Source organism: Paenibacillus rhizophilus, assembly GCF_003854965.1.
In the GTDB taxonomy this organism is placed as follows: Bacteria; Bacillota; Bacilli; order Paenibacillales; family Paenibacillaceae; genus Paenibacillus_AQ; species Paenibacillus_AQ rhizophilus.
In genome coordinates, this window is record NZ_RQPI01000001.1 from 669,863 (window position 1) to 695,985 (window position 26,123).

The 26,123-nt window shown below is 52.1% G+C and carries 25 protein-coding genes; 20 read left to right on the top strand and 5 right to left on the bottom strand.

Annotated features, from left to right (window positions below; genetic code table 11):
- The first annotated feature begins 12 nt into the window (after nt 1-12).
- Nucleotides 13-852, top strand: a complete 840-nt coding sequence (gene ypfJ / locus EH198_RS03185) for a KPN_02809 family neutral zinc metallopeptidase (protein WP_124694084.1) — start codon at nt 13-15, stop codon at nt 850-852.
- Between the two features lie 350 nt (nt 853-1,202).
- On the opposite strand, the gene EH198_RS03190 is transcribed toward ypfJ, so the two are convergent.
- Nucleotides 1,203-1,763: a GNAT family N-acetyltransferase gene (locus EH198_RS03190; protein WP_124694085.1), complete on the bottom strand. Its 561-nt coding sequence runs from the start codon at nt 1,761-1,763 to the stop codon at nt 1,203-1,205.
- A gap of 96 nt (nt 1,764-1,859) precedes the next feature.
- Here EH198_RS03190 and EH198_RS03195 point away from each other — a divergent pair, with 96 nt between their 5' ends.
- The 10 genes from EH198_RS03195 (at nt 1,860) to EH198_RS03240 (ending at nt 14,190) form a co-directional block, all read left to right on the top strand.
- Nucleotides 1,860-2,873 (top strand): phosphotransferase enzyme family protein, encoded by a 1,014-nt coding sequence (locus EH198_RS03195; protein WP_185702730.1) that lies wholly within the window; start codon nt 1,860-1,862, stop codon nt 2,871-2,873.
- A 32-nt stretch (nt 2,874-2,905) separates the two neighbouring features.
- Entirely contained in the window at nt 2,906-3,535 is a 630-nt protein-coding gene (locus tag EH198_RS03200; protein ID WP_124694087.1) for an HAD family hydrolase, read from the top strand.
- Between the two features lie 31 nt (nt 3,536-3,566).
- Entirely contained in the window at nt 3,567-4,631 is a 1,065-nt protein-coding gene (hisC, locus tag EH198_RS03205) for a histidinol-phosphate transaminase (protein WP_124694088.1), read from the top strand.
- Nucleotides 4,632-4,867: 236 nt separating this feature from the next.
- Entirely contained in the window at nt 4,868-6,370 is a 1,503-nt protein-coding gene (gene hutH / locus EH198_RS03210) for a histidine ammonia-lyase (RefSeq protein WP_124694089.1), read from the top strand.
- Nucleotides 6,371-8,029, top strand: a complete 1,659-nt coding sequence (gene hutU, locus EH198_RS03215; protein ID WP_124694090.1) for a urocanate hydratase — start codon at nt 6,371-6,373, stop codon at nt 8,027-8,029.
- A 13-nt stretch (nt 8,030-8,042) separates the two neighbouring features.
- Complete coding sequence (hutI, locus tag EH198_RS03220) at nt 8,043-9,338, top strand: imidazolonepropionase (RefSeq protein ID WP_124694091.1); 1,296 nt, start codon at nt 8,043-8,045, stop codon at nt 9,336-9,338.
- Complete coding sequence (locus tag EH198_RS03225; RefSeq protein ID WP_124694092.1) at nt 9,313-10,581, top strand: Zn-dependent hydrolase; 1,269 nt, start codon at nt 9,313-9,315, stop codon at nt 10,579-10,581. The genes hutI and EH198_RS03225 overlap by 26 nt, the downstream gene beginning before the upstream one ends.
- Nucleotides 10,582-10,586: 5 nt before the next feature.
- A complete protein-coding gene (locus tag EH198_RS03230; protein WP_221621472.1) occupies nt 10,587-11,900 on the top strand; it encodes an amidohydrolase family protein in 1,314 nt (437 codons plus the stop codon).
- Nucleotides 11,901-12,065: 165 nt separating this feature from the next.
- Entirely contained in the window at nt 12,066-12,314 is a 249-nt protein-coding gene (locus EH198_RS03235) for a hypothetical protein (protein ID WP_124694094.1), read from the top strand.
- A 70-nt stretch (nt 12,315-12,384) separates the two neighbouring features.
- Nucleotides 12,385-14,190, top strand: coding sequence for an LTA synthase family protein (locus EH198_RS03240; RefSeq protein ID WP_124694095.1), 1,806 nt, complete (start codon nt 12,385-12,387; stop codon nt 14,188-14,190).
- A 75-nt stretch (nt 14,191-14,265) separates the two neighbouring features.
- Here EH198_RS03240 and EH198_RS03245 read toward each other — a convergent pair whose 3' ends face one another.
- Nucleotides 14,266-15,246, bottom strand: a complete 981-nt coding sequence (locus EH198_RS03245; RefSeq protein ID WP_124694096.1) for an aldo/keto reductase — start codon at nt 15,244-15,246, stop codon at nt 14,266-14,268.
- A gap of 174 nt (nt 15,247-15,420) precedes the next feature.
- Here EH198_RS03245 and EH198_RS24485 point away from each other — a divergent pair, with 174 nt between their 5' ends.
- From EH198_RS24485 to EH198_RS03280, 8 genes are all read left to right on the top strand, one after another.
- The gene (locus EH198_RS24485) at nt 15,421-15,564 is read left to right on the top strand and encodes a hypothetical protein (protein ID WP_158442591.1); all 144 of its coding nucleotides are present in this window, start codon (nt 15,421-15,423) and stop codon (nt 15,562-15,564) included.
- A 269-nt stretch (nt 15,565-15,833) separates the two neighbouring features.
- Entirely contained in the window at nt 15,834-17,006 is a 1,173-nt protein-coding gene (locus tag EH198_RS03250; RefSeq protein ID WP_124694097.1) for a radical SAM/SPASM domain-containing protein, read from the top strand.
- 81 nt (nt 17,007-17,087) lie between these two features.
- Complete coding sequence (locus tag EH198_RS03255) at nt 17,088-18,089, top strand: radical SAM/SPASM domain-containing protein (RefSeq protein ID WP_124694098.1); 1,002 nt, start codon at nt 17,088-17,090, stop codon at nt 18,087-18,089.
- A 17-nt stretch (nt 18,090-18,106) separates the two neighbouring features.
- The gene (gene ahbB / locus EH198_RS03260; RefSeq protein ID WP_185702731.1) at nt 18,107-19,096 is read left to right on the top strand and encodes a siroheme decarboxylase subunit beta; all 990 of its coding nucleotides are present in this window, start codon (nt 18,107-18,109) and stop codon (nt 19,094-19,096) included.
- Nucleotides 19,097-19,118: 22 nt separating this feature from the next.
- Complete coding sequence (locus tag EH198_RS03265; protein ID WP_246014070.1) at nt 19,119-19,511, top strand: NusG domain II-containing protein; 393 nt, start codon at nt 19,119-19,121, stop codon at nt 19,509-19,511.
- A 163-nt stretch (nt 19,512-19,674) separates the two neighbouring features.
- A complete protein-coding gene (locus tag EH198_RS03270) occupies nt 19,675-20,100 on the top strand; it encodes a DMT family transporter (RefSeq protein ID WP_124694101.1) in 426 nt (141 codons plus the stop codon).
- A gap of 15 nt (nt 20,101-20,115) precedes the next feature.
- A complete protein-coding gene (locus EH198_RS03275; protein WP_124694102.1) occupies nt 20,116-20,817 on the top strand; it encodes a Crp/Fnr family transcriptional regulator in 702 nt (233 codons plus the stop codon).
- A 12-nt stretch (nt 20,818-20,829) separates the two neighbouring features.
- The gene (locus tag EH198_RS03280; protein ID WP_124694103.1) at nt 20,830-21,288 is read left to right on the top strand and encodes a DMT family transporter; all 459 of its coding nucleotides are present in this window, start codon (nt 20,830-20,832) and stop codon (nt 21,286-21,288) included.
- A 206-nt stretch (nt 21,289-21,494) separates the two neighbouring features.
- On the opposite strand, the gene cls is transcribed toward EH198_RS03280, so the two are convergent.
- Nucleotides 21,495-22,910, bottom strand: a complete 1,416-nt coding sequence (gene cls, locus EH198_RS03285; protein WP_124694104.1) for a cardiolipin synthase — start codon at nt 22,908-22,910, stop codon at nt 21,495-21,497.
- Nucleotides 22,911-22,930: 20 nt separating this feature from the next.
- Complete coding sequence (locus tag EH198_RS03290; protein WP_246014071.1) at nt 22,931-23,503, bottom strand: class I SAM-dependent methyltransferase; 573 nt, start codon at nt 23,501-23,503, stop codon at nt 22,931-22,933.
- Nucleotides 23,504-23,720: 217 nt separating this feature from the next.
- Between EH198_RS03290 and EH198_RS03295 the strand changes: the two genes are divergently transcribed.
- Nucleotides 23,721-25,289, top strand: a complete 1,569-nt coding sequence (locus EH198_RS03295; RefSeq protein ID WP_425464150.1) for an alkaline phosphatase family protein — start codon at nt 23,721-23,723, stop codon at nt 25,287-25,289.
- 51 nt (nt 25,290-25,340) lie between these two features.
- Here EH198_RS03295 and EH198_RS03300 read toward each other — a convergent pair whose 3' ends face one another.
- On the bottom strand, nt 25,341-26,123 hold the full coding sequence (locus EH198_RS03300) for an ABC transporter permease (RefSeq protein WP_124694105.1): 783 nt from the start codon (nt 26,121-26,123) through the stop codon (nt 25,341-25,343).

Sequence of the window (26,123 nt, forward strand, 5' to 3'; positions counted from 1 at the left end):
GAGATGGCACAAATGAAGTGGCAGGGCAGAAGAGGAAGCTCGAATGTGGAAGACCGCAGAGGCATGGGAGGCAAAGCGGTGATCGGCGGGGGGCTTGGAGTTGGCGGGATTATCATCTATCTGATCATCACGCTGCTTGGCGGCAACCCCGGCGACCTCCTGGACGGCATCACGACGACCACGTCCAGCACCCAAACGTCCGGCAATTATCAGCCGTCGCAGCAGGAGCAGGAACTGTCGCAGTTTGTATCTGTCGTTCTCGCCGATACGGAGGATGTCTGGTCGGAGGTATTCAGGCAAAAAGGGCTTACGTATGAAAATCCGACACTTGTCTTATATACGGAAAGCGTTCAGTCCGCCTGCGGAAACTCAAGCTCGGCGGTGGGGCCGTTCTATTGTCCGGGCGACCATAAACTGTATATCGATTTAAGCTTTTATAACGAGCTGCAGACCCAGTTCCAGGCTCCCGGCGACTTTGCGATGGCATATGTAATCGCCCATGAGGTTGGACATCATGTGCAGACGCTGCTTGGCACAACGGATAAATACGCTTCCCGGATGCAGCAGGACAATACTTATCAGGTCCGGTTCGAGCTGCAGGCCGATTATTTGGCCGGCGTCTGGGCGCATTACGCCCAGGACAAGAACTTGCTCGAAGCGGGCGACATCGATGAGGCCCTGAACGCGGCGAGCGCTGTGGGCGACGATACGCTGCAGGAGAAGGCGAGAGGCTACGCCGTTCCGGAAAGCTTCACGCACGGCAGTTCGGAGCAGCGGAAAAGCTGGTTCTATAAAGGGTTTGAGTCAGGCACCATTGAGGGCGGAGATACCTTCAACGCAAGCTCTCTGTAGGGCTGCGAATCCGTGAACTTGAGGCACAGCCTTTTAATAAAAAGGCGCTTGGAGGTTTCGATCATCGAGGTTTGGGGTAATGATAATCAGGTGGGAAGTGGAAGGTATCAATTGTCGGCTGGAAAGACATTTGTGTGTAATTCCGAAAGGTAGTTGATTCACCCATGTACTATCTGAAAGGCAGAAGAAGATCTTTGCGAAGGTCCATTCTTCGTCGATGGATTTCAGGAAAATTACCCTAGCAAGAGGGTATTAGCATAGAACATTCACTTCTCACCATTAACGCTCTGCGGCATAGCCGCAGAGCTTGTTTTTTATCCGGAAGAAGCTGTTTACATACAACTGGCTACTTACCCCCGCCGATAGGCTTTTTTGTGGAATGATTCGATATACCGAAAGAGCGAGCGGCCGTCGTCCGTTACCGGATCTTCGGGATTCAGCGGCAGCAGCATCGCCGTATACGGCTCCGGAACCCAAATATAAGTATGAACATAAGCGGTTCGGACGAAGCCGCAGCGCTCCCAGAAATGAAACCGTTCGGCATGCGCGGCCGAATCTCCGGCCTCCACCTCAATGATAATCGACGAGACGCCGTGCTCCTTGACCGCCCAATCACGGATTTTGCTGAGGAACGTTCTCCCGATGCCCTGACCGCGCAAATCCGTACGTACAGCCATGTAGTCGATGATCAGTTTTTTATCCGATTCAGCCCCGGCTTGTCCCGTCACCGCCATTGCCCCCGCTTCCCCCTCGCACATCAAGACATGCATGGCAGAGATGCCCTTTTCCAGCATATTTCGCAGCAGCCCCTCCGGTTTGGCCCCTCTTGGGAAAGCTTCCCGGTAGATCGGCCCGATCATTTTCCAGTACTCATTGCTCCAATGCGTCAGCGTAATAAAATCTTGTTTCATGTTGTGCGCCTCCGGGTTCAATCTTATTGACCGTATTCACCGCTTAAAATATGATCTATCTATATCATAAGGTTTTTTTGGGAAGGAGGCCTAATTTTGGAACAGGCAATCGTCGATATTTTTAACAGCAGCCATGCGGAGAGAGCCGCAGCGAAGTACGGGATCAAGGGCAAGGATTTAACCTTTATAGGCGGTTTTCAAAATTTCGTCTACGAATACCTGCACAACGACAGGCCCTGCATTTTGCGGCTGACTCCAAGCACACACCGCTCCGCTCAGACGGTTCAGGCCGAACTGGAATGGATATTCTACTTGGCGGACCACGGGATATCGGCGTCCAGACCGATTGTTTCCAAACGTGGGAACTTGACAGAGGTTGTCGGCACGGATACGGAACTATTTTTCACAGCGGCAGCCTTCGAGAAAGCCCCCGGACACAAAGCAAGCTACCCTGAATGTTTAAATGACGTAGGCTTGTACGAAAAGCTTGGACAATTGACCGGAAAAATGCACGCCTTGTCGCAATCGTACCGGCCCCGGAACGAAAGCGTCAAACGCCAGGAGTGGAGCGGCAACTATTATTTAAACCAAATCGATATTTTACCCGCTTCGCATACCCTTGTCAGACAGCAATATCTCGAATTGGCACAGGCAATTCATAGGCTTCCGAAAGAAAGTAATACATACGGGCTGATTCATGGCGATATGGGTGTGGGAAATTATACTGTGGACAACCGGGGCGCGATTACGCTTTACGACTTCGATGAGGCACAATACAGCTGGTATGTGGAAGATATCGCCGTTCAGCTTTATTATCTCGTGTATGTATATGGCGGCGAAGAAGGGTACAAGCTCAGAGAAGAGCAGGCGCACCGCTTTATGAAGTCTTTTTTGAAAGGATATCGGCTGGAAAAAGAATTGGACGAGAGCATGCTGAAGCAGATCCCCTTATTTTTGCGGCTCAGAGAATTGATCGTCTATATCGGCGCTTTTCGGAATTTTGAAGGGGATGAAACGTTCAGCGGCTCGGACAACCAATGGTTCAAGGATTGGATTGCGGAAAGCAGAGTCCGGCTGGAGAGCGGCACGCCGATTGTCGATATTTGGTGAACCCATATACGAAAGAGACGGAGGAGAAGAAGATGTACAATTCCATTATTTTTGATGTGGACGGAACATTGATCGATACCGAAGAAGCGGTGATTAAAGGGTTGCAAAAAATGCTCGAAACCGACTACGGCAGAGTGGTGGAGAGGGATCGGCTTACATTCGTATTAGGCATTCCCGGCAAGGATTCGCTGCCTCAGTTGGGGATCGAAGATGTGAAGCGGGCGCATGACCGGTGGAATCATTATATCCATGAGTTCTTCGAAACGGTCAAAGTTTTTGACGGGATTACCGACCTGCTTGAAGGGCTGAAGAACAAAAAGGTGACGGCCGGGGTCGTGACCTCAAAGACCTCTCAGGAAGTGATCGACGATTTCAACCCGTTCGGCCTTACGGATTACATGGCCTATACCGTATGTTCAAGCGATACGAAAAAGCATAAGCCGAATCCCGAGCCGCTGCTGAAATATCTCGAAATTTCGGGTGCCGATCCCAAAAAGTCAATCTATATCGGTGACACCATCTATGACTACCAATGTGCCAGAGATGCGGGAATCGACTTCGGTCTTGCACTGTGGGGCTGCATCAATCAGGAGAACATCGACGCCAAGTTTAAATTCGAAAAACCTACGGACATCCTTGAAGTCATCGAAACTATGAAATAAGCGAAAAAAGTAACGAATAAGGAGGTTGCATATGAGTAAATATTGGAGCGAAACGGTAAAAGGAATTACGCCCTATGTACCCGGAGAACAGCCCGGAGCCAAGAAGGTAATCAAGCTGAACACGAACGAGAACCCTTATCCGCCGTCGGAGCAGGTGCTGGATGCCATGAAAGCCGCCGTAACCGGACGGCTCAAGCTATATCCCGATCCGGAATGTGTGGGACTGCGGAAAGCCGCCGCCGATTACTATGGTCTGCCTATAGAGAATATATTTGCCGGCAATGGCTCGGACGAAATTTTGGCTTTTTGCTTCAAGGCTTTTTTCAACCCCGGTGAGACCATTCTATTCCCCGATATTACTTACAGCTTTTATGAAGTGTATGCCAGGCTGTTCAATATCTCCTACCAAAAAATCCCGCTGGACGAGCAGTTCGACATCCCGTTTGAGCCTTTCTTTGGACAGAACGGCGGCATCTTGCTCGCCAATCCGAACGCGCCAACCGGCAAATTCACATCTGTGGACAGCATTCGGCAAATTCTTGTACATAATCCGGATAAAGTCGTCATCATCGACGAAGCGTATATCGATTTCGGAGGCGAATCCTGTGTACCGTCGATTCCGGATCATCCGAACCTCCTAGTCGTCCACACGTTTTCCAAGTCCCGTTCGCTCGCCGGGCTGCGTGTCGGACTGGCTATGGGGCAGAGCGAATTGATCGAAGGCTTGAACCGGGTGAAGAACAGCATCAATTCCTACACTTTGGATGCCGTTGCCCAGGTGGGAGGAGAGCAATCCCTCAGGGATATTGAAACGTTTGAGCTTAATGTGCGCCAGATTATCAAGACCCGGGAATATACGGTCAAGGCGCTGAAGAACTTGCAGTTCGAAGTGATAGACTCGCGGGCGAATTTTATTTTTGTAACCCATCCCGTCATTCCGGCAGTCGAGCTGTTCGATGCCCTCCGGCAGCAGGATATCATCGTCCGCTATTTTGCCAAGCCGAGGATCGACAATTATTTGAGAATCAGTATCGGGACGGATGAGGAAATGGAAGCTCTGTGCCGGGCGCTGGAAGGGATTTTGAGGGAAAAATAAACCTGTGATCGGCCGAATATCCGCTGCCGCTTATTCATATAGTCTGATTATAACTGTATAAGCAGCTTGCTTGTGGTTCCCATTTGAAGGGAGGAGCCGGATGAAACGGTCAAAAAGGAGAAGAGGTTGTACTGCCCATATATAACAGTCGAATTAGGGGCTGTGCCTGGAAAATTGCTTCCCGGGCATAGCCTCTTTTTGTCTTTTTCCTCAGTAAGCGTGAAGGAGGAATTCCGGTGATACAACTCGATGGTGACAGCCTGACGCTGAAACAAGTCGCCGGCGCGATTTTCTCCGGAGACAAGGTGAAGATCAGCGATGAGGCCCGGGTCAAAGTCAACCAATCCAGAGCGATTATCGACGCTATTGTGAAGCAGGGACGAAGCGTTTACGGGGTAACGACAGGTTTCGGGAAATTCAGCGATACCGTCATTTCGGCCAAAGACGCGGAGAAGCTGCAAATCAACCTGATCCGCAGCCACGCCTGCGCAGTCGGCGAGCCGCTGCCGCCGGATACGGTACGAACAATGCTGCTGCTGAGAGCCAACGCGCTGGCCAAGGGCTACTCCGGCATTACGGCGGACGCGCTGCAGCTGCTCATCGATATGCTGAATGCAGGGATAACTCCGGTCATTCCCTCCCAGGGATCGCTTGGGGCAAGCGGCGATCTGGCGCCGCTCTCGCATTTGGCTCTCGTGCTTGTGGGGGAAGGAGAGGCGCGGGTCCAGGGAGAGCGGTTATCCGGCTCCGAAGCGCTGCGCCGGGTCGGACTGAAGCCGATCAAGCTGAAAGCCAAGGAAGGGCTGGCGTTAATCAACGGCACCCAGGCGATGACGGCGATTGGAGTCGTGGCCTTTCTGGAAGCCGATCGTCTTGCCGCCCTTGCGGACGGGGTTGCGGCGCTGACACTTGAAGCTTTGAGAGGAATAACCGATGTCTTCGCGCCCGATTCCCATTTGGCTAGGCCTTATCCGGAGCAGCGGCTTGTTGCCGGACGTATTCTTGAATTGCTGAAGGGCAGCTCGCTTACGACCGCGCAGGGAGAAATCCGCACACAGGACGCCTACTCCCTGCGCTGCATTCCCCAGGTTCACGGCGCTGTTCAGCAAGTGCTCACCTATGTGAGGGAGAAGCTGCTGATCGAGATCAATTCGGCTACGGATAACCCGCTGGTGTTCCCGGATACCGGGCAGGTTATTTCAGGAGGCAACTTTCACGGCCAGCCCATTGCCTTTGCTATGGATTTCCTTGGTATTGGTATGGCCGAAATCGCCAGCATCTCCGAGCGCCGAATTGAACGGCTCGTTAATCCGCAGCTGAACGATTTGCCGGCTTTCCTGAGCCCCGATCCGGGATTGCAGTCCGGAATGATGATTGCGCAATACGTCGCCGCCTCTCTGGTCTCGGAGAACAAGACGCTGGCGCATCCTTCCAGCGTGGATTCCATTCCCTCATCCGCGAATCAGGAAGATCATGTGAGCATGGGAGCGACGGCGGCGCGGCATGCGGCCATCATTGTCGACAACGGCTACAAGGTGCTAGCGATTGAAGCGATTTGCGCGGCTCAGGCCGCAGAAATAAGGGGGGCCGACCGGCTCGCTCCGGCTACCCGCAAGCTGCTGCACCAGATTCGTTCGGTTGTGCTTCCGCTGACGGAAGACCGGTCCATGAGCGGAGATATCGAGCGGCTGGCGCGCAGTATGAAGACGCAGGACTGGGGTTTGGAAGGAGGATTTTGAATGTCTGAACAATCGCGCATTGTCCACGCTCCTCGGGGCCAGCAATTGAACACCAAAGGCTGGGTGCAGGAGGCCGTTCTGCGGATGCTGATGAATAATCTGGACCCTGATGTGGCAGAGCATCCCGATAAGCTCGTTGTATACGGAGGCATCGGCCGGGCGGCGCGGAGCTGGGATGCTTTTGACCGGATCGTTGCCTCTCTCAAGGAGCTTGAGGAAGATGAGACGCTGCTGATTCAGTCGGGCAAACCCGTGGCAATTTTCAAGACGACAAAAGACTCGCCTCGGGTACTGCTGGCCAACTCCAATCTGGTTCCTGCATGGGCCAATTGGGATACCTTTCATGAACTCGATAAAAAAGGACTTATGATGTACGGCCAGATGACCGCGGGCAGTTGGATTTATATCGGCACGCAGGGGATACTCCAGGGGACCTATGAAACCTTTGCGGAATGCGCAAGGCAGCATTTCGGAGGCACCTTGAAGGGCACGATTACGGTAACGGCCGGCATGGGTGGCATGGGAGGAGCCCAGCCGCTCGCTGTTACGATGAATGATGGCGTTGTAATCGGCATAGACGTAGACCAGACCCGCATTGTAAAAAGAATCGGAACCCGCTATTGCGACCGGCTTGCGCGCGACCTTGACGAAGCGCTTGCCTTGGCCGCCGAAGCGAAGGGGCAGAAACGTCCGCTTTCCATCGGTCTGGTGGGCAATGCCGCTGAGGTGCTGCCGGAAATGATCCGCCGGGGCTTTATTCCCGACATCGTTACCGACCAGACTTCGGCCCACGATCCGCTTAACGGCTATTTGCCGGCAGGTTTAACGCCGGAAGAGGGGAGGACGCTGCGGAACGATAACCCGGAGCTGTATATCGGGCAGGCCAAAGCTTCCATGGCCCTTCATGTGCAGGCCATGCTCGAAATGAGACGGCAGGGGGCTGTCGCCTTCGATTATGGCAATAACATCCGCCAGATTGCCTTCGATGAAGGCGTTAAGGACGCCTTTGCTTTCCCGGGATTCGTCCCGGCTTATATCCGTCCGCAATTTTGCGAAGGGAAAGGACCGTTCCGTTGGGTGGCCTTGTCGGGCGACCCGGAGGATATTTACAAGACCGATGAAGTGATTTTACGCGAATTCGCCGGCAACGAAGGGCTGTGCCAATGGATTCGGATGGCGCGGGAGAAGGTGGCGTTTCAGGGGCTGCCCGCCCGCATCTGCTGGCTCGGTTACGGCGAGCGCGCCCGCTTTGGAAAGATCATCAACGAGATGGTGGCTTCCGGAGAACTCCGCGCGCCGATTGTGATCGGACGCGATCATCTGGACGCCGGGTCGGTGGCCTCCCCCAACCGGGAGACCGAGAGCATGAAGGACGGCAGCGACGCCGTGGCCGACTGGCCGATCCTGAATGCCCTTGTCAATACCGCCGCCGGGGCGAGCTGGGTGTCGGTGCATCACGGCGGCGGGGTGGGCATGGGGTATTCGCTGCACGCGGGGATGGTTGTCGTTGCGGACGGAACGGAGGACGCCGGCAGGCGGCTTGAACGCGTACTGACCACCGATCCCGGCATGGGCGTCGCACGCCATGCGGATGCCGGTTATGAGCTTGCCGTGGAGACCGCGAAGAACAAGGGAATTAAAATCCCGGGACTGCAGTAAAGGAGGCCGGTAAATGGGGAAATTGACGTACGTTAAATCCGCTTCCCAGCTCGTTTGCATGGATAGAGGATACGGACCGAGAACGGGCAAGGGCATGTCGATGCTGGGAATCATAGCGAACGGAAGCGTCGTGATCGAGGATGGAATCATCGTCTTTGCCGGTTCCGACGCGCTGGCTGCACAATTTCTGAGCTCCATACAAGACGAGGTTGAAGTGATAGACGCCTCCGGCAAGGTCGTTACGCCTGGACTTGTCGACCCCCACACTCATGTGATTTATGCCGGCAGCCGGGAAAATGAGCTGGAACTGCGTCTTCAAGGGGCTAAATACATCGACATTCTGAAGCTTGGCGGCGGCATTTTGAATACGGCGCGGAGCACAAAAGAGGCCTCCGAAGAGGAACTGATCGGGCAATCCTTGGCCCGGCTTGATCGTTTCCTTCTTCACGGCGTCACTACGATTGAAGCCAAGAGCGGCTATGGGCTGAGCGTAGAGGATGAACTGAAGCAGCTGCGGGCCGCGCGGGCGCTTAATGACCGCCATTCCATCGACGTGGTTCCGACATTTATGGGCGCCCATGCGGTTCCCGATGAGTATATCCATAACCCTGACGGTTATGTCGATCTTGTCATCAACGAAATGCTTCCGGCTGTTGCCGAGAACGGGCTGGCCGAATACTGCGATGTGTTCTGTGAACAGGGGGTCTTCGATAACGTCCAATCCGAGAGGATTCTGAAGGCGGCCGGAAGACTCGGCTTCAAGCTGAAAATACACGCTGATGAAATTGCGGAAAATTTCGGAGGCGCGGAGCTTGCCGCAAAGCTGGGCGCCGTTTCGGCCGAGCATTTGCTGAAGGCTTCGGAGGAAGGGATTCGTGCACTGGCAAAGAGCGGCACGATTGCTGTGCTGCTTCCCGGAACGGCTTTGTTCCTGATGGAACGGGCAGCCGACGCCAGAAGAATGATCGATGAGGGAGTTGCCGTCGCTCTGTCCACCGATTGCAATCCGGGTACCTCCCCGACCGTTTCCATGCCCTTTGTTATGAACGCGGCGTGTCTGACGATGAGGATGAATCCGGCAGAGGTATTGACGGCAAGTACGATTAACGCGGCTTTTGCGATCGGCAGAGGGGAAGAAATCGGCAGTATCGAGACTGGCAAGCGGGGCGATCTGGTCTTGTTCGATGTTCCCAATTACCGCCAGCTTCAATATTATTACGGAATGAATCTGGTGCACACGGTTGTCAAGAATGGAAGAACGGTTGTAAAAGGGGGCGTCCTCGTTGATCGATACGAGCCTGCGGATTAACCGGGACAGATTGGAGCACAGCATTCATGAATTGGCTGTCTATGGGCTGAACGGGCAGGGAGGGCTGGACCGGACCGCCTTTACTCCCGCCGAACTGGAGGCGAGGGTTTGGCTTATGGCAGCTCTCGCCGACGGGGGCTTCGGCGTAAGGGTGGACGGGGCGGCCAACATATGGGGAAGAAGAGACGGCGAGCATCTGGAGCTTCCGGCCATCGTCTGCGGGTCGCATATCGATACCGTTCCGAATGGCGGCAAATATGACGGAGCGCTCGGGGTATTAATGGCGCTTGAGATATTAAGGACGTTGAACGACAAGGGGATCGTTACGCGGCATCCTTTCGAATTGGTTTCGTTCAGCGCGGAGGAGCCGAATCCGTTCGGGCTGTCCACCTTCGGCAGCCGGGCCGTTACGGGTAAGCTTACGCTGGAACAAATCTCGGAAGCGAAGAATGTGGAGGGGAAGCCGCTGACGGAAGCTTTGGAAGAGGCTGGAGGAAGCCTGAAAGGTCTGGGGCATGGGCCGATTTCGAAGGAGGAGGTCGGTGCCTTCGTGGAAGTGCATATCGAACAGGGGAAGCGGCTGATCGGCCGAGGCATTCCGGTCGGCGTCGTTACGGCGATTACCGGCATTTACCGGGAGGAGGTCACGGTGTGCGGGGAAGCCAACCATGCGGGAACAACGCTCATGGAAGACCGCTGCGATGCGCTGACTGCGGCCGCTGAGATGATTCTCGCTGCCGAGGACATCTGCCGAACGTTCCCTGCCGCCGAAGTTGTAGGAACGGTCGGGCAGCTCAGGCTTCTGCCGAACGCTCCGAACATTATTCCGGCGGAGGTCGGTTTTCTGGCTGAGTTTCGCGGGGAGACCGAGGCGCAGCTTCATGCTGTTGTAAACGAATGGAGTGACCGGTTCCAATTATTGGGACAGCGACGGCGTGCTGCGGTGACCCGCAAGCTTATTCTGAACCAGGCCCCGTCGCCTATGGACCGGACCGTCATCGAAGCGATGGAAAGGATGGCCGGCATGCTTGAAATTCCCTCGCTGCGCCTGGGGAGCATGGCCGGCCATGACGCCGCTCATCTTGCTTCCGTTACCCGCAGCGGAATGCTCTTCGTTCCCAGCATCGATGGAAAAAGCCACTGTCCGGAAGAGGAGAGCCGCATGGATGACATCGAGCATACGGCCAATGTGCTGCTGTATACGCTGCTTGATCTGGATATCATCTTGGACACGAAAGGATGAGGGCGTTGAAGCAGCTGTTCAAGGCGGACCGCGTGTATGAAGGCGGCCAGTTCCGGCAGAACTGGGCAATCCTCATCGAAGACGGCACAATCATCGAGACGGGAGAACAAACCGTGCTGGAACGGAAATACACGCAAACACCGACGGTCGATTGGACTGGTAAGGCTATCCTACCGGGCACGGTCAACGCCCACAACCATTCCTTCCAAAGCCTGCTGCGGGGAATCGCGGCGGATCGGCCTTTTTTGGAGTGGAGAGATCAGGCCTTGTACAAATACACTCCGCTCCTGGATGAAGAAGCGATATACATCGGCGCTCTGTTTGCCTTTGGCGAAATGCTCAAATATGGCGTAACGACGGTCAGCGATTTCTTCTATGTGCATGACGGCGGGAACGCCAGGGATGAAGCTGTGATCCGGGCAGCCAAGGATTTGGGAATTCGGCTCGTTTTGGCGCGGACGATGTATGATTGGAGCGGGGCGCCCGCAAGCTACCGGGAATCGGTGCCGGATGCGGTGAAGCGTACCCGGGAGCTGGCTGTAAAATATCAGGGCGATCCTATGGTGACCGTTCATCCCGCGCCCCACAGCCCTCACGCGGCTTCGCCTGAGATGATTCAGGCTGGTCACAAGCTTGCAGCGGAGCTGGATACGCCTTTTCATATTCATGTGGCCGAGGAGCCGTTTGAAGTGGAAGAGACGCTTGCGAAATACGGGCTGCGGACGGTTCATTATTTGGATAAACTAGGCGTTGTCGATGAGCGGATGATAGCGATCCATCTGGTATGGCTGGAGGATTCGGAGATCCGGCTGCTTGGAGACAAACGCGCAGGTTTGGCTTATTGTCCATCCAGCAATATGTTTTTATCTGACGGCGTCACGAATATTCCCGGTCTGCTCGCGGCGGGGGTGCGGGTTTCGATGGGAACGGACGGTGCGTGCAGCAACAACCGGATCAGCGTGTTTGAAGAAATGAGAATGTGCTCCCTGCTCCAGAAAGTAACCCGGCTGGACGGTACGTGCATCAACGCGGGGCAGGTCTTTCATATGGGCACCCAAGCGGGCGGCGAGCTGCTGCGGCTTCCGGTCGGCCAGATCTCTCCGGGGTATTATGCTGACTTCGTATCTGTAGATCTGAACGATCTTTCTCTGTTGCCCGCTGCCGAGCTGTTTAACAATATCGTTTATTCCCTTCAGCCAACTGCGATCAGGGATGTGGTGGTTGACGGTAAAATCGTGGTGGGGGACGGCCGGCTGCTTACGGTGCAGGAATCGGTGATTGTCCGGAAGATCAATGCACTATTAAGTAAATGGGAGTAAATAAGTAAGTGGGAGTAAAAATAGTAGCCGATAGTCCGCAGCTGCTGCGATCCAAGGTTTTCGATGAACGAACTGGAATTTCTCCTCTTAATCTTGCTGAATACGCCCCCGGTGTCTTGATGAACTGGAATTTCTCCCATTAATTCTATGGATTTCACAATAATTATGGAAAAACTGAAGAATAAACTGGTAAAATTCCAGCTATTTATTCAAAAAAGCATGTTTTTGCGGAAATTAGCGGGAGGAAATCCCGTTCGATTGTTCGGAAAGCAGAATTTAGCCTTTCGCCGAATCTATCCAGAGGAATTCCCGCTTATCCGGCCGCTTGGAGACGCTCATCCGGCGGTGCGCTTTCGAATGAACGGTTGCCGTCCTAATAAAGGATGCCGCAGCCGTTTCTTCTTGTATAAATAATGGTTTTTAAGTTCTTTTTAAGAAAAGTGGCGTATACTGATTGTTTAGAAAAGAAAAGGAGAGGGTAAGGGTGCGTCATTATCTGCCCGGCAAACGGCTGGGAATCATGCTGCTGTCATTTTTGATCGGCGGATTTATACTGAACTTTATTATGCAGGCCGCTTCGTTTGGGATGGATGCTGGAAGCGTACTGAATTGGATATCGCAGTTCTATTGGCTTTATGTGTTCGGCAGCCTGTTCTTTTTCTTTGTGCTGCTCGCCTTTGCGGCGGTCATTCCGAACGTGTATGCGGGTTCCTTGCTCGCCTTTATAGCATGTGCCATTCTGGGCATCGCCGATTACAAGAAGCTTACCACGACCGGGGAACCGCTGTTCCCGTGGGATTTGATGCTGGTCAAGAACGCTCAGGAGATGAGCAAGATTACCAAGGGAATGATTTCGCCGCTTGTGCTTGTCCTGGCTGTTGTACTTATTGCGGGATTGATCTTTCTTCTGCGCAAGCTGCCAAAGGTCAGAATGAGACTGGCGCTGCGGGCGGTGTTTACCGTTCTATCGGCCGCCGTGATTACCGGATTTATCATGATGGTCGACGGCCATTCGACGCTTGCGACCTCTATCCATTATCAGAACATTTACTGGAACCAGAAAGTGAATTATACTCAGAACGGTTTTTTGTTCGCTTTTACAGGCAACCTGAAGCAAAATTTGATGGACAAGCCGGATAGTTACAGTAAGGAAGCCATTGCTCAAATCGCCAAAAAGTACAGCGAAATGCCGGACGGCAGCACTTCCGCTGCTCCGGCTGAGAGTCCCAACATTATGTACATGATGGACGAGGCCTTCTTTGATCCGACCCGGCTTCCATCTTTGACATTCAGCGAAGACCCTTTGAAGTTCATTCATCAAGAGGATAACAATACACCGTCCGGCTATATGCTGTCACCCGAGTTTGGGGGCAATACGGCCAATATCGAATTTGAGGCGCTGACGGGTTTGTCGATGTATTTTCTGAAAGACGGCTCCATCCCTTACCAGCAGCGCATCGTCAAAATGTCCTCGCTGCCCTCGATCGTCAGCATTCTGAAAGACCGGGGATACCGGGCGCTCGCGGTCCATCCGTTCGATGAAACGTTCTACAATCGGAACAAGGTTTATCCGGTTCTCGGTTTTGATCAATTCACTACCCAGAAAGAGATGACAAACGCCGAGCGGATTACGCCGGACGGGTACATTTCCGATATGGCCGCCGTGAAAGAGGCCGTTCGCGAGCTGGAGAGCTCCGATCAGCCGACATTCCTGCACCTCGTTACGATGCAGAATCATTTTCCGTTCGTCAAAGGCTCGAATGGACCGAACACGATTACGGTTAACGGGGTAAAGCCGGAACGGAAGGACGAGCTTGAAACGTATGTCCAGGATACGAAGCTGACCGACGAGGCGCTCGCCTATCTGGCCCAGGAACTGAAGTCGCTGAAGCGGCCTACAGTTGTCGTATTCTGGGGCGACCATCTTCCTGCGCTGTCGGCGGATATCTATACACAGGCCGGCTGGGACGCCAATCCCAGACTGAAGCACGAAACGAAGCTGATGGTTATGGCCAATTTCGATATCGGTAAGCAGCCTTTGGGCACACTCAGTCCCGCATTCTTCGGACCGACGGTCTTTAAGCTGTCGGGGCAGAAGATGCCGGCCTACTACAAGCTGCTGGAAAAGGTAAACGTGGAGCTTCCCGGATTAAGCAAAAGTGTGCTAATCGGCTCCTCCGGCGTCGTCACCGGGTTGACCGCGGAGCAGCAGGACTTGCTGAACGATTACCGGTTGGTGGAGTACGACATGCTTGAGGGAGAGAATTACTCGCAGGATTTGCTGTTTTAATAAGTGGATTCAGAAAAAAACGGATGCGGCCCACACGGGCTTGGCATCCGTTTCTATTTACAGACCTACTTCTGCTTACGCAAACCCCGTTACCGGATGCGGCACATACGGCTCTTCCAGCCTCAGGATTTCCTCATCGGTCAGCCGGATTTCCAGAGCCGCCGCCGCATCCTCCAAATGATGAGGTTTGGTCGCTCCGATAATAGGTGCGGTTACCGGCTTCTTCTGGAGTACCCAGGCCAGCGCGATTTGCGCCCGGGGAACACCGCGGTCTTCGGCGATTTCCTTGACGACTGCGGCGACCTTGCGGTCGGCGTCTTCAGTGGCGGCGTACAGCGATCTGCCAAAGATATCACTCTCCGAACGATTGCTCGTCTCTTCCCAGTCCCGGGTGAGCCGCCCGCGCGCCAGCGGACTCCACGGGATGACGCCGATATTCTCTTCTTCGCACAGCGGAAGCATTTCGCGTTCCTCTTCCCGGTACAGCAGATTCAGATAGTTCTGCATGCTGACGAACCGAGTCCAGCCGTTTCGTTCTGCGGTGAACAATGCCTTCTGAAACTGCCAGGCATACATGGAGGAAGCTCCGATATAACGGACTTTGCCCGATTTAACGACATCGTGCAGGGCTTCCATCGTTTCTTCAATCGGCGTTTCGTAGTCCCAGCGGTGAATCTGATACAAATCGACGTAATCCGTCCCCAGCCGGCGCAGACTGTGGTCGATTTCCGACAGAATCGCTTTGCGGGATAAGCCTTTCCCGTTAGGGCCCTTGCGCATCTGGCCGTGAACCTTGGTCGCGATCACGACTTCATCCCGGCTTGCATAATCCTTCAGCGCTCTGCCGACAATTTCCTCGCTCGATCCATCCGAGTAGATATTGGCGGAATCGAAAAAATTGATGCCGAGCTCCAGCGCTCTTTTGATAAAGGGGCGGCTTTGCTCCTCATTCAGTGTCCATTCATGGTTGCCGCGTGCAGGATCTCCGTAACTCATGCACCCCAAAGCCAAGCGGGATACCTCTAGCCCGGTTTTTCCGAGTTTTGCAAATTGCATGCCATTTCTTCATCCTTTCCATTGGAGGTTATGGTCGATGATCGAATCTGTGCTGCAAGTCTCAAATCTAGTTTAGCCGGGCTCAGGAGCTGGCGCAAATGTTTGAGTCTGCTTCATAAGTCCGAATATCTGCCAGCGCCGCCTCATATTCTGGTTTATGGGGGAACGTAGCAATTGTCCTTGGGAGAGGAAAACCGTCCGAACAGCCATCCTTTAAAGGGAATGGAGGCGGACGTAATGAGTCTGGAACAGCTCATTTCATTGCTCGTTCTTGTCGTTATGATTATAGAATTGGCTCTTGGCAAGAAAAATTCATAACGATGCAACCCATTATTGCGGCCCGCAGCTTTGCGGGCTTTTTCTAAATATAAGAATGTATAAGCTGTGCGCTTATCATTTTGTCTTATATTTCTACGAGAAACGGTACCGTCCCTAAAAGGACGGCGAAGCCGTTTCTTCTTGTGTTGGGGTAACCCGAATTAGCACTAATACGGCGCATGATCAAGAAAAAAGCGCATATCCTGCTTTTGGGAAATTAGGTATCATGATTAGGATTGTATCAAAATCCAGGGAAACGAGGGCCTTCAATGATTAATTTATCGAAACTGCTGACGGGTATGAAGGGAGAAGGGGATGACCTGCGCTATGCAATCAAGCAGGGAGCGAAACCGCATGGCGTTTCCGCAGGGAGAGGGCCGGTCGTCGTCTGGAATATGACACGGGCTTGCAACCTGAGCTGTAAACATTGTTATGCCAATGCCTGCCCAGCCCAGGACCCCGATGAAATGACAACAGAAGAAGCGAAGCAATTTATTGAAGACCTGGCTGCATTCCATGTGCCTGTCCTGCTCTTTTCCGGCGGTGAGCCTCTGATCCGCAAGGATATTTTTGATCTGATTTCTTTTGCGGCGAGTAAAGGGCTGCGACCGGTTATATCTACAAACGGCACACTTATAACTCCAGACAAAGCGAAAATGTTAAAAGAAGCGGGAGTCGGCTATGTCGGTGTCAGTCTGGACGGGCTTACAGAACGTCACGATGAATTCCGGGGGCGCAAGGGCTCTTTTGAACAGGCGCTGGCCGGTATCCGCAACTGCCTGTCTATCGGCCAAAAGGTAGGAGTCCGGTTCACCATCAGCAAGCATACATACGGCGACCTGGACGGAATCCTTGATCTAATCGAACGGGAAAATATCCCCCGGGCCTGCTTCTATCATCTTGTGTATTCCGGCCGCGGGAGCGCTCTCCAGAAGGAGGATGTGACCCATGAGCAGTCACGCGATGCGCTGAATCGGATTATGGCCAAAACGCTCGATTTGCACCATAAAGGCAAGCAGGTGGAACTGCTTACCGTCGATAATCATGCGGATGGAGTCTACTTATACCAGTGGATGATGGAACGAGACCCCGAGCGCGCGGCAGAACTGCTTGGACTGCTTCGGCGAAACGGAGGCAACCGGTCCGGAGTGGCCATCGGCTGCGTCGATTGGCACGGTAATGTCTATCCCGACCAGTTCACCAGAGATATTGAAATCGGCAATATCCGCACGCAAAAGTTCAGTGAAATCTGGCGTGATGCGGCGCACCCGGTCATGGCGGGGCTTCGTGATCGCAAACCTTTGCTGAAAGGACGCTGCCGGGAATGTAATTGGCTTGATATCTGCAACGGTAACTTCCGGGCCCGCGCTTCGGTTAGCGGTGATTTCTGGGCGGAGGACCCGTCCTGTTATTTAACCGACCGCGAAATTGGAATTGTATAGGGAAATAGGATTCGTATAGGGAAATAGAAATCGAATAGAAAGATTGGAATCATATCAACGGTGGGGAGGGACTGAACAATTATGCTCGTATCCTGGAATGTGACCAAACGATGCAATTTGTACTGCGAACACTGCTACCGCGACTCCGGACCGGCTTCGTCTGTCGAAGATGACCTGACGACGGAAGAAGGACGACAGCTTATTGATGAGATCAAGGCAGCCGCATTCCGGCTGCTCATACTGAGCGGCGGCGAACCGCTGATCCGCGACGATCTGTGCGAATTGATCGCTTACGCTTCAAGTATCGGACTCCGCCCCGCGCTCGGCAGCAACGGCACCCTTCTGACCGCCGCCAAAGCCGCCGAGTTGAAGAAAGCGGGCCTTGGAGGGATTGCCATCAGTATCGACAGCGCCACGCCGGAGCATCATAACCGGTTCCGAAATGCGCCCGAGGGCTGGCAGCAGGCGGTACAAGGCATCCATTATGCCCGTGAAGCCGGACTCCGGGTGCAGATCAACATGACGCTGACCGCCGACAATATGGATGATTTCGACCAGTTAGCCCAGCTTGCTGAGGAGCTGAATGTCGCCTCTTTGCACCCATTTTTTCTCGTTCCGACTGGACGGGCCGTAAATATCGAGGAGGACGGATTGAAACAGGAGCGTTATTATTCGGTTCTGCGCAGCGTTCTGGCTAAACAAAAATCATCGCCGCTTGAAATCAAACCGACATGCGCTCCCCAGTTCATGCCGCTGGCCAAAAGCATGGGCCTGGATATGCGTTATACACGCGGCTGTCTCGCCGGGGTTGCGTATTGTTCGGTGCTGCCGAACGGCGAAGTCCATATTTGTCCTTACCTGCCGGTCAAGGTAGGGAATGTCCGTGAGCAGCCATTTGATGAAATATGGAGGGACAATCCGGTATTTAAGGATTTAAGGAACTTTATGGAGTACGAGGGAGCATGCGGCTCCTGTCCCGATGTTAATATTTGCGGCGGCTGCCGTGCCCGATCGTACTATTACAGCGGGGGCAATTTCATGGCAGAAGAGCCGTGGTGTTACAAAAGAACGGCGGCGCTGTAAGCCGGGGAGGGGAAGCATTGGAACTGGATGTGAAGGATAGAAAGCTGCTGAATCGGCTGCAAATCGAGCTTCCTCTGGTCAGACACCCTTGGAGGCTCATTGCGGAAGAACTGGAAATACAACAGGAAGATGTGTTGGAAAGGCTGGAAAGGCTGAAGAAAGAAGGATTTATCCGGCGGATCGGCGGGATATTTAATCCGGCCGGGCTAGGGTTTAAGGGCTGCTTGTATGCGATGAGAGTGGAAGAATCTCTATTTTATCCTACAGCCGCTGTCGTCAACAGCTTTAGAGGCGTTACCCATAACTACCGAAGGCACAGCAGGTTGAATATGTGGTTCACACTGACCGCCCGAACGGAGGAGGAACGGGGAGCCATACTTGAAGCAATCCGTGAGGCGGCGGGTCGGCCGCAGCTGTATGAATTTCCCGCCGAGCAGGTGTTTAAGCTGAAGGTTTTTCTCAATATGGAAGAAATGGCTGCGTCTTCGGCTATGACACCCGGTCAGGTTGGAAATAAGACATTAAGCCTCTATAAGGAGCACCAAGAAATCGAGAGTTCGGATTTGCATCTGATTCGTGAGCTTCAGGGTGATCTGCCGCTGTTACCCGAGCCGTATACTGAAATTGCCCGTAAGACAGGCTTCAGTTTGGAAGAGGTATTCTTACGCTTGCAGGCCCTTCAGGCCGGCGGGGCATTAAAAAGAATCGGAGCCGTCCTTAGACACAGGGAAGCCGGATTTACTGCCAATGGCCTGTTTGTCAGCGTGCTCCCCGCGGAGCGTATTCCGGAGGCAGGGGAAAGGCTGGCCGGCTATGCGGAAGTCAGTCACTGTTACAAGCGCCGGGCTCATCCCGATTGGCCCTATAATCTATATGCCATGATTCATGGTCCGGATGAAACGGCCGTGCGGAAAATCGCGGAACATTTCATAAGGCAGGAAGGCATTTCGGAGTATGACATCCTCTTTAGCACGGAGGAATTGAAGAAGACGAGTTTTTCTATCTAAACAAGGCGAGGTAATCCTTAAAGTGAAACGCGGAGATCTATACATCATATTGCTGGGACTGCTGCTTGCCGGTTCAATTTACGGATTCAAATGGCTCCAGATGGACCATAGCGCATACAAGCCAGGAGATCTGATGGCTCGGATTACGGTGAACGGCAAGCTGTACAAGAACGTCGCCTTAACGGATAAAGTGGAAATCATCGATATCAAAACGGGCTTCGGCCATAATACGCTTAAGGTATTCAATTATGGAATTCAGATGATCTACTCGGACGCGCCGAAACGTATCGCGCTGGATATGGGCTTTATCTCCAAACCGTATCAGCAGATTATTTGCATTCCGACCCGTGTTTACGTGGAAGTGTTCAATCCTCATGGGCAGCCTTCCAAGGATGAACTCGATGCCGTTATTTGACGAAACCTTGGTTACACGCAATATGCAGGCCATGGATCACATTAATGTGGTTCATGGCCTGTTTTCTCTCTTCTCATAACATTTAGGACATATGTCCTTCCCAAAAAATCGGAGATATCATTTAATTAGGATCAGAGTTAACATCAGAAGAGAGGTAAAAGAAATGAGAGGGCTGTTATTTGCATTTTTGGGCGGAGCCTTTATTACGCTGCAAGGAGTAGCCAATTCAAGGATCAGCCAGGATATTGGGACATGGCAAGCGGCAACGGTTACCCAGTTAACCGGATTCCTGATGGCTTTATTGATACTGCTCGTTGTTCGAGACGGAAACCGGCAGGGGTTGAAGCAGGTCAAACCGTTATATCTTATAGGCGGATCGATGGCGGCTGTCATTATTTTCAGCGAAGTCACGGCGATTCACAAAGTCGGAGTTACATTTACCATATCCGCTCTGCTAATTGCCCAGCTGTGTCTGACCTTTTTAATCGATACGAACGGGTGGTTCAGCGTGATGAAGCGGAAGATGAAGCTGCCGCAGTTCATCGGCCTGGGGTTGATGATTGCCGGTGTAATCATTCTTAAATTTTGAGGTGAAAGCAGGATCATGAAAGAAGTGACGGATCGAGAGCAGCTGCATTCTTTTTTGCGTACTCATCAACTGGAAACCGTGTTTAACGAACCGCTGATGCCGCATTTGTCGCTGTACCGTTTTGATCAAGGGGAATGGATCTGTTCCCAAGGAGAACCTTCGGAAGTCCTTTATGTACTGGTCAAGGGAAAAATCAAAGTCTACACCACCTCGGCGGAGGGCAAAACGTTAATTCTCTCTTTCAAAACGCCGCTTGAGGTCATCGGGGATATTGAATATATCCAGGAAATACCTATTATCAATACGGTGGAGGCGGTATCGCCTGTCCATATGATCGGCATTCCTTATCGTTTCTTAAAAAAATACGCCGCCGATTATGCACCGCTGCTGAACTTTTTGCTGGATGTCATCACCCGGAAGTTTTATATGAAATCCAACTTTTTGAGCTTTAATATCTTGCATCCGGTCGAAGTGCGTCTGGCCAGCTATTTGCTGTCCGTTACCTATGATGAATCCGCTGATGCCGGATTTCAAGGACAACTGAGTACATTCAGCCTGACCGATGTCGCCAATTGGATCGGAACCAGCTACCGGCATCTGAATCGGGTCATTACAAAATTATCAGCGGAAGGCCTGATTGAACGGAGCAACGGATTCATTGTCGTTAAAGACAAGGAAGGGCTAAGCGCGCTGGCTGATCAAAATATATACGAATAGGAGGGGGAATTGATGATTCAGGGCCTTTTATTGGCGCTTGCCGCAGGTTCACTGGTCAGTTTGCAAAATATTTTTAACACGAAGGTCAACGAACGGACAGGTTCATGGGCCACAACGACCTTGGTGCTGGGGATGGGCTTTGCGGCTTCTCTGACGTTTGGCTTGATTTTTGAAGGAGGACAACTGTTTAACCTGCTCAATATGAAGCCCTGGTACTGGATCAGCGGTGCGATCGGAGTGGGAGTGGTCATCTGTCTTACACTGGGGATCAGGCAGCTCGGTCCTACGTATGCAATCTCCATCGTTCTGATCTCACAGCTAGGTTGTGCTTTATTATGGGATTCGCAGGGCTGGTTAGGCCTGGAAAAGGTTCCCTTCACCTTTCAACAACTGGTCGGAGTTCTGATCATTGTCGGCGGCATTTTAGTCTTCAAATTGGGCGGAAGGCGTCCGAAGGAAATAAAGTCCTAGACTGCCGCTAGTTTATTGAATTAACGTGTCCCGTTAGTTTATATTTTGGGCCAACATCATTCGCGTGGTTGCCTAGAAACAATATTCAAACCATCTGCTCTATACCCGTTTGTTCGATCCGCCCGAAAGGTAAGCTGCACTCTACAGCTCAGCATTCGAGGATCAGCTCCAACCGGCTTCGGAAATCGAGGAATTGGCCTGGTTACCTAGAATAACGGCGACAGCAACCGGGCGTAAACAGATTTCAATTTTTGAAACCTGCTTCGCTTCTCGAAATTCGACTGTAAAATCTCCTCGCTCACGCCAAGATCCCGATGAAAATCCTGTACCAGCCGCTCAACGACCTCCCCATCGTAAAAGAGCGCATTGATTTCAAATTGGTTGCTTAAGCTGCGTATATCCATATTTGCGCTGCCGGAGAACGCCAAATTATCGGAAATTATCACTTTGGCATGGATGAACCCTTTTTGATAGCTAAAAAACCGAACTCCCGCCCGCAGCAGCTCCTGGACATAGGACAACGTAGCGGAATAAACCAGATTTTTATCCGGAACCCCCGGTATGATTATCCGTACGTCGACTCCCCTGAGAATAGCCGTTTTGAGAGCCAATAAGACGCCGGGATCGAGAATGAAATAGGGCGTCTCGATGAATATCCGTTGCTTTGCCGAAACGACGAGGGAGAATATAAGCTCCAGGATCGTCTCGTCGGGACCGCTTTTTACAATTTGCACAAGCTCCTTACCCCGGCTTTCCTGAATCGGATAGTAGACGGGATCGGCTATGAATTGCCCTGTGACCAAATGCCAATCGGTTAAAAATGTATATTGAAGCCAAAGGACCGCATCGCCTTTAATGCTGAAATGGGTATCCCGCCAGTAGCCGAATTTCGGATCTTCTCCCAAGTATTCATCCCCGATATTCAAGCCGCCGAAAAAACCGATTTTGCCGTCCACCACCACAATTTTACGGTGATTTCGATAATTGAGCCGTCTATTGAAGAAAGAGGCCAGCAGAGGAAAAAAGCATCCCGTTTCCACCCCCGCGTCCCGCAGCCTTTTCAAATAGGCCTTTCCTAACCGGCGGCTGCCGATCCCGTCATATAAAAGCCGCACTCGAACCCCTTCCTGCGCTTTTCGAATCAACAATTGCTCAAACCGGGCACCGAGACGGTCGTCGCGGAGAATGTAAAACTCCACATGGATATGATGCTCGGATGCGGCAATCGAACCCAGCATCGCTTCAAAGGCGCTTTCTCCTTCGGCAAATACCGTCGTTTCATTACAAGCGGTAATGGGGGCGACAGGAATGTTGCCAAGTAATGCATGCAAATTGTCGTCTTGGTGAATGGTCTCCCCGCGAAGATTTGTCAGGGCTCGCTGTCGGCATCGATCCATGAGTTCTGCCTTTAACCGGTTCCAATGCCCGATTTCTTTCTTCGAAAGAGCAGGGGTGCGGTTGTATTCTTTCGCCACAAATAAATACAACAGGAAACCGATGACCGGAAAGATGTACAAGACGATGAGCCAAACCATCGCTTTGTTCGGACGTTGATATTCGAAGAAGATCACGAACGCAATTTGGATGATAAACAACAAGAGAGCCCCAACGATCCAAAGCAACGGTTCAATCTCCCCTCTTGTCAGGTTGATCTGAGGTTTGCCGTGAAAAACAACTCATGATATAAGAAACCTTTTCGAAACCGGTTGATTACCTGCGAAGTAAATTCATTCTCACGAAACAATTGAATGTATTCTTCTTCTCTCCGGATATATTCGCCATCGTCATAGAAGTTCATGAACCAATTGCATAACGGATTTTTCTTGCATATGCAAGGTTCCATAACGATGATGTTTCCGTCCGGTTTTAATATCCGCTTAAATTCCTTCATGTAATCGGCAATTTCTGCAGATGAAATATGGTGCAAAACAGCGATGATGAGTATGTAATCGACAGACTCATTATCTACAGGAAGCTTGCCATTTTCAAGAACATGAAACTTGTAATTCGGATATGACCGTCTCGCGTAATGAATCCGTTTTGCGTCCGGGTCGATACCGAGATAATGGATCGGCTGAAACATCGAACAATTGGCGCCTGTACCGGAACCAAAGTCAAGCACGATTTTATCGTTGAAAGCGAATCGGGGTGCAATTTGATTGTGTATATATTTCTTGGTAAACCATTTCGGACGGACTAGCCTATGATAAAGCACGGGTGAAGACGAAGTATTCAAAAGGAGCCACCATCTTTCCTGATTTTGAAGTCAACGACAATAATCTAACCTTCCAAACCGGGAAAAATTCAATAAAATTTTACATAATCACATCCTGAAATGGACATCTTTATATTTATTCGAAAAAAAATGATGAGGTGTAAAGTTGAGTAGAATGTCCTATGTAATGGGGGGAGGCAGGAAAAAAACCGTTGTTTTGACAATCGGTTTGGCTTTAATTATGTCTCTCACCGGGTGCCGGGTGAATTCGGGAACGGACGTTGATGTACATTCCGAACCGGAGTTTAAGGCCAAAGCAGTGAGCGGAAAGCCAGTTGTAGTCATTATTATTGACTCTCTGATGAACAAGCCGCTGCAGGAAGCGTTGGAACAAGATCGGGTGCCCGCCCTGAAATATCTGATTGATCACGGGCGATACTATCCCAGAATTATCAGTTCATTTCCGACCATGTCCGTAACGATTGACAGCACTTTGTTAACGGGTGTGTATGCGGATCGGCATCATGTTCCTGGGCTTGTATGGTACAGTGACCGGGAAAGGCGGATGATCTTTTACGGCAATGGGCCAAAAGAAGCTTTGAAGATTGACCAACTGCAAGTATTGACGGACAGCGTCTATCAAATGAATCAGGTTCAATTAAGCAAGAAAGTGAAGACCATTCATGAGGAACTGGCTGAATCGGGCAAACATTCGGCTTCGATCAACGCAGTTATTTTCAGAGGTAAAAAAGAACGCGATTTGCGCGTACCCAAATCGATGGCGAATACCACACGGCTGCCGGATCATTATAAAATAACCGCTCCGGAGCTGTTTTCGCTTGCAGCTTTCGCTCACCTTGACCCGCGAAATGCCAACCATACAGCTTTATGGGAAAAATATGGGATGAACGACAAATTCACAGCCCGGGACATTGCTTTTCTCGTAAAGAATGGGAAGCTTCCGGAAGTCACAATTGGATATTTTCCGGGAAACGACAGCGTTCATCACCGAAAAGGCTCCATGGCGACTAAAGGAATCGAAAGGGCCGACCGGGCGCTGCGAGACGTACTGGATGCGTACGGATCATGGGAGGAAGCGGTAAAAACAACCACCTGGATTATTCTAGGAGACAGCGCTCAAAGCGATGTGTTGGAAAATAGGGAAGAATTCAAAGTAGATCTTCGCCCTCTTCTAAACGGTTACCGAATTGCCAAGCTCGACCGGCCCGTCGGGCAAGACGACCAGATCGTCATCGCCGCTAACGAAAGGATGGCCTATATTTACGCTATATCGCCCGGTCTAAAGCTTTCCGGGATCGTAAAAGGTTTGCAAACCGAAGCAAAGCTCGACATCATAGCGGTTAAGCGGGATCATTCAGTTGCGCTTACGGGCGGAGGAAAAGGCGAAAATGTATTATCCTATCGCCCGGGAGGACCTTATTCAGATGAATACGGCCAAAAATGGTCGCTCTCCGGCGATCCCGGTCTCGCGGACATTTCGCTTCGTGGACATCGGATCAAATACGGACAATACCCGGACGTGCTCGCCCGATTGTACGGAGCGCTCCATTCACATGAAGGGCAATATATCGTCGTTACGGTAAAACCGGGATACGAGCTGGCCGGCGAAAGCTCTCCCACCCATCGGGGAGGAGGAGCACACGGTTCGCTGCATGAGGTGGATTCCGTCGTCCCCCTTATTGTAACCGGAACGGATTTGCAGCCGAAGTCACCCAGAATCGTTGATCTGAAAGACTGGATCCTGCGGATTGCGGGCGACAGATAACATCAGCCCGCATTCCCGGTGATAGCCGTAGGAATGCGGGCTGCGCTTGCTTTAGGACCCCGTGGAGCGATAATGTCGGACGCCGAATTGCCACACAGCCAGGCAGGGAAGAAGGAACAGGATGGCGGCCAGAGGAAGCAGAGCGTACAGGAGTCCGTGTCCCTGGGTCCGGTCCAGGAGAAAGAGCAGAGGCAGATAGCTCACGCAGCCAAACGGTATAATGAAGGTGAAAAAGAGCGTGACCCGCTTATGATAGATATTTAGCGGATACTGCGCCATCTCCCGCCCGCCGTCGGTCAGCAGATTCCCCACCTCCAGCCCCTGAACCGTCCAGAAGCAAAGAGTGGCATTCAGGATAAAGATACCCGCAAAAATCAGGATGCCGCCCGCCACCATCATCATCAGGGTCAGCACCTTAAGAGGCGTCCAGGCAATCGGGAGGTTCCAGAGAGCCCAGCCCAGCACGACGGCGCTTTGCACCAGACGGCCGAACCGGGTGAACTCGAATTTACTGCCAAGAACCTGGACAATTGTGCTCCGGGGACGTACCAGCAGGCGGTCAAATTCTCCGCTTACCACGAGGGAAGAGAAGACGTCGAACCCGCGAACAAAACATTCGCTGAGAGAGAACGCCATGTGAATGACGCCGAAACAGAGCGCCGTCTCAAAGAAGCTCCAGCCCTGAAGCTCCCCAAACCTGGAGAACATGAAATACAGGCCGGCAAAGACCGAAAAGGGGATGAAAAATTGCCCGAAGGTGAGCAGCCAGAAGGACGTCCGGTACTGCATCTGAGAGCGAAACAAAATTGACAGATACTTTAAATAAAGCTGCAT

Coding starts and splice junctions, on each gene's coding strand:
- EH198_RS03235 (WP_124694094.1), top strand. CDS start 12,066: ATGGAAAAACTGAAGAATAAACTGGTAAAATTCCAGCTATTTATTCAA.
- EH198_RS03250 (WP_124694097.1), top strand. CDS start 15,834: ATGATTAATTTATCGAAACTGCTGACGGGTATGAAGGGAGAAGGGGAT.
- EH198_RS03300 (WP_124694105.1), bottom strand. CDS start 26,123: ATGCAGCTTTATTTAAAGTATCTGTCAATTTTGTTTCGCTCTCAGATG.
- EH198_RS03275 (WP_124694102.1), top strand. CDS start 20,116: ATGAAAGAAGTGACGGATCGAGAGCAGCTGCATTCTTTTTTGCGTACT.
- hutU (WP_124694090.1), top strand. CDS start 6,371: ATGTCTGAACAATCGCGCATTGTCCACGCTCCTCGGGGCCAGCAATTG.
- EH198_RS03200 (WP_124694087.1), top strand. CDS start 2,906: ATGTACAATTCCATTATTTTTGATGTGGACGGAACATTGATCGATACC.
- EH198_RS03280 (WP_124694103.1), top strand. CDS start 20,830: ATGATTCAGGGCCTTTTATTGGCGCTTGCCGCAGGTTCACTGGTCAGT.
- ypfJ (WP_124694084.1), top strand. CDS start 13: ATGAAGTGGCAGGGCAGAAGAGGAAGCTCGAATGTGGAAGACCGCAGA.
- EH198_RS03255 (WP_124694098.1), top strand. CDS start 17,088: ATGCTCGTATCCTGGAATGTGACCAAACGATGCAATTTGTACTGCGAA.
- hutI (WP_124694091.1), top strand. CDS start 8,043: ATGGGGAAATTGACGTACGTTAAATCCGCTTCCCAGCTCGTTTGCATG.
- hisC (WP_124694088.1), top strand. CDS start 3,567: ATGAGTAAATATTGGAGCGAAACGGTAAAAGGAATTACGCCCTATGTA.
- EH198_RS03190 (WP_124694085.1), bottom strand. CDS start 1,763: ATGAAACAAGATTTTATTACGCTGACGCATTGGAGCAATGAGTACTGG.
- EH198_RS03245 (WP_124694096.1), bottom strand. CDS start 15,246: ATGCAATTTGCAAAACTCGGAAAAACCGGGCTAGAGGTATCCCGCTTG.
- EH198_RS03270 (WP_124694101.1), top strand. CDS start 19,675: ATGAGAGGGCTGTTATTTGCATTTTTGGGCGGAGCCTTTATTACGCTG.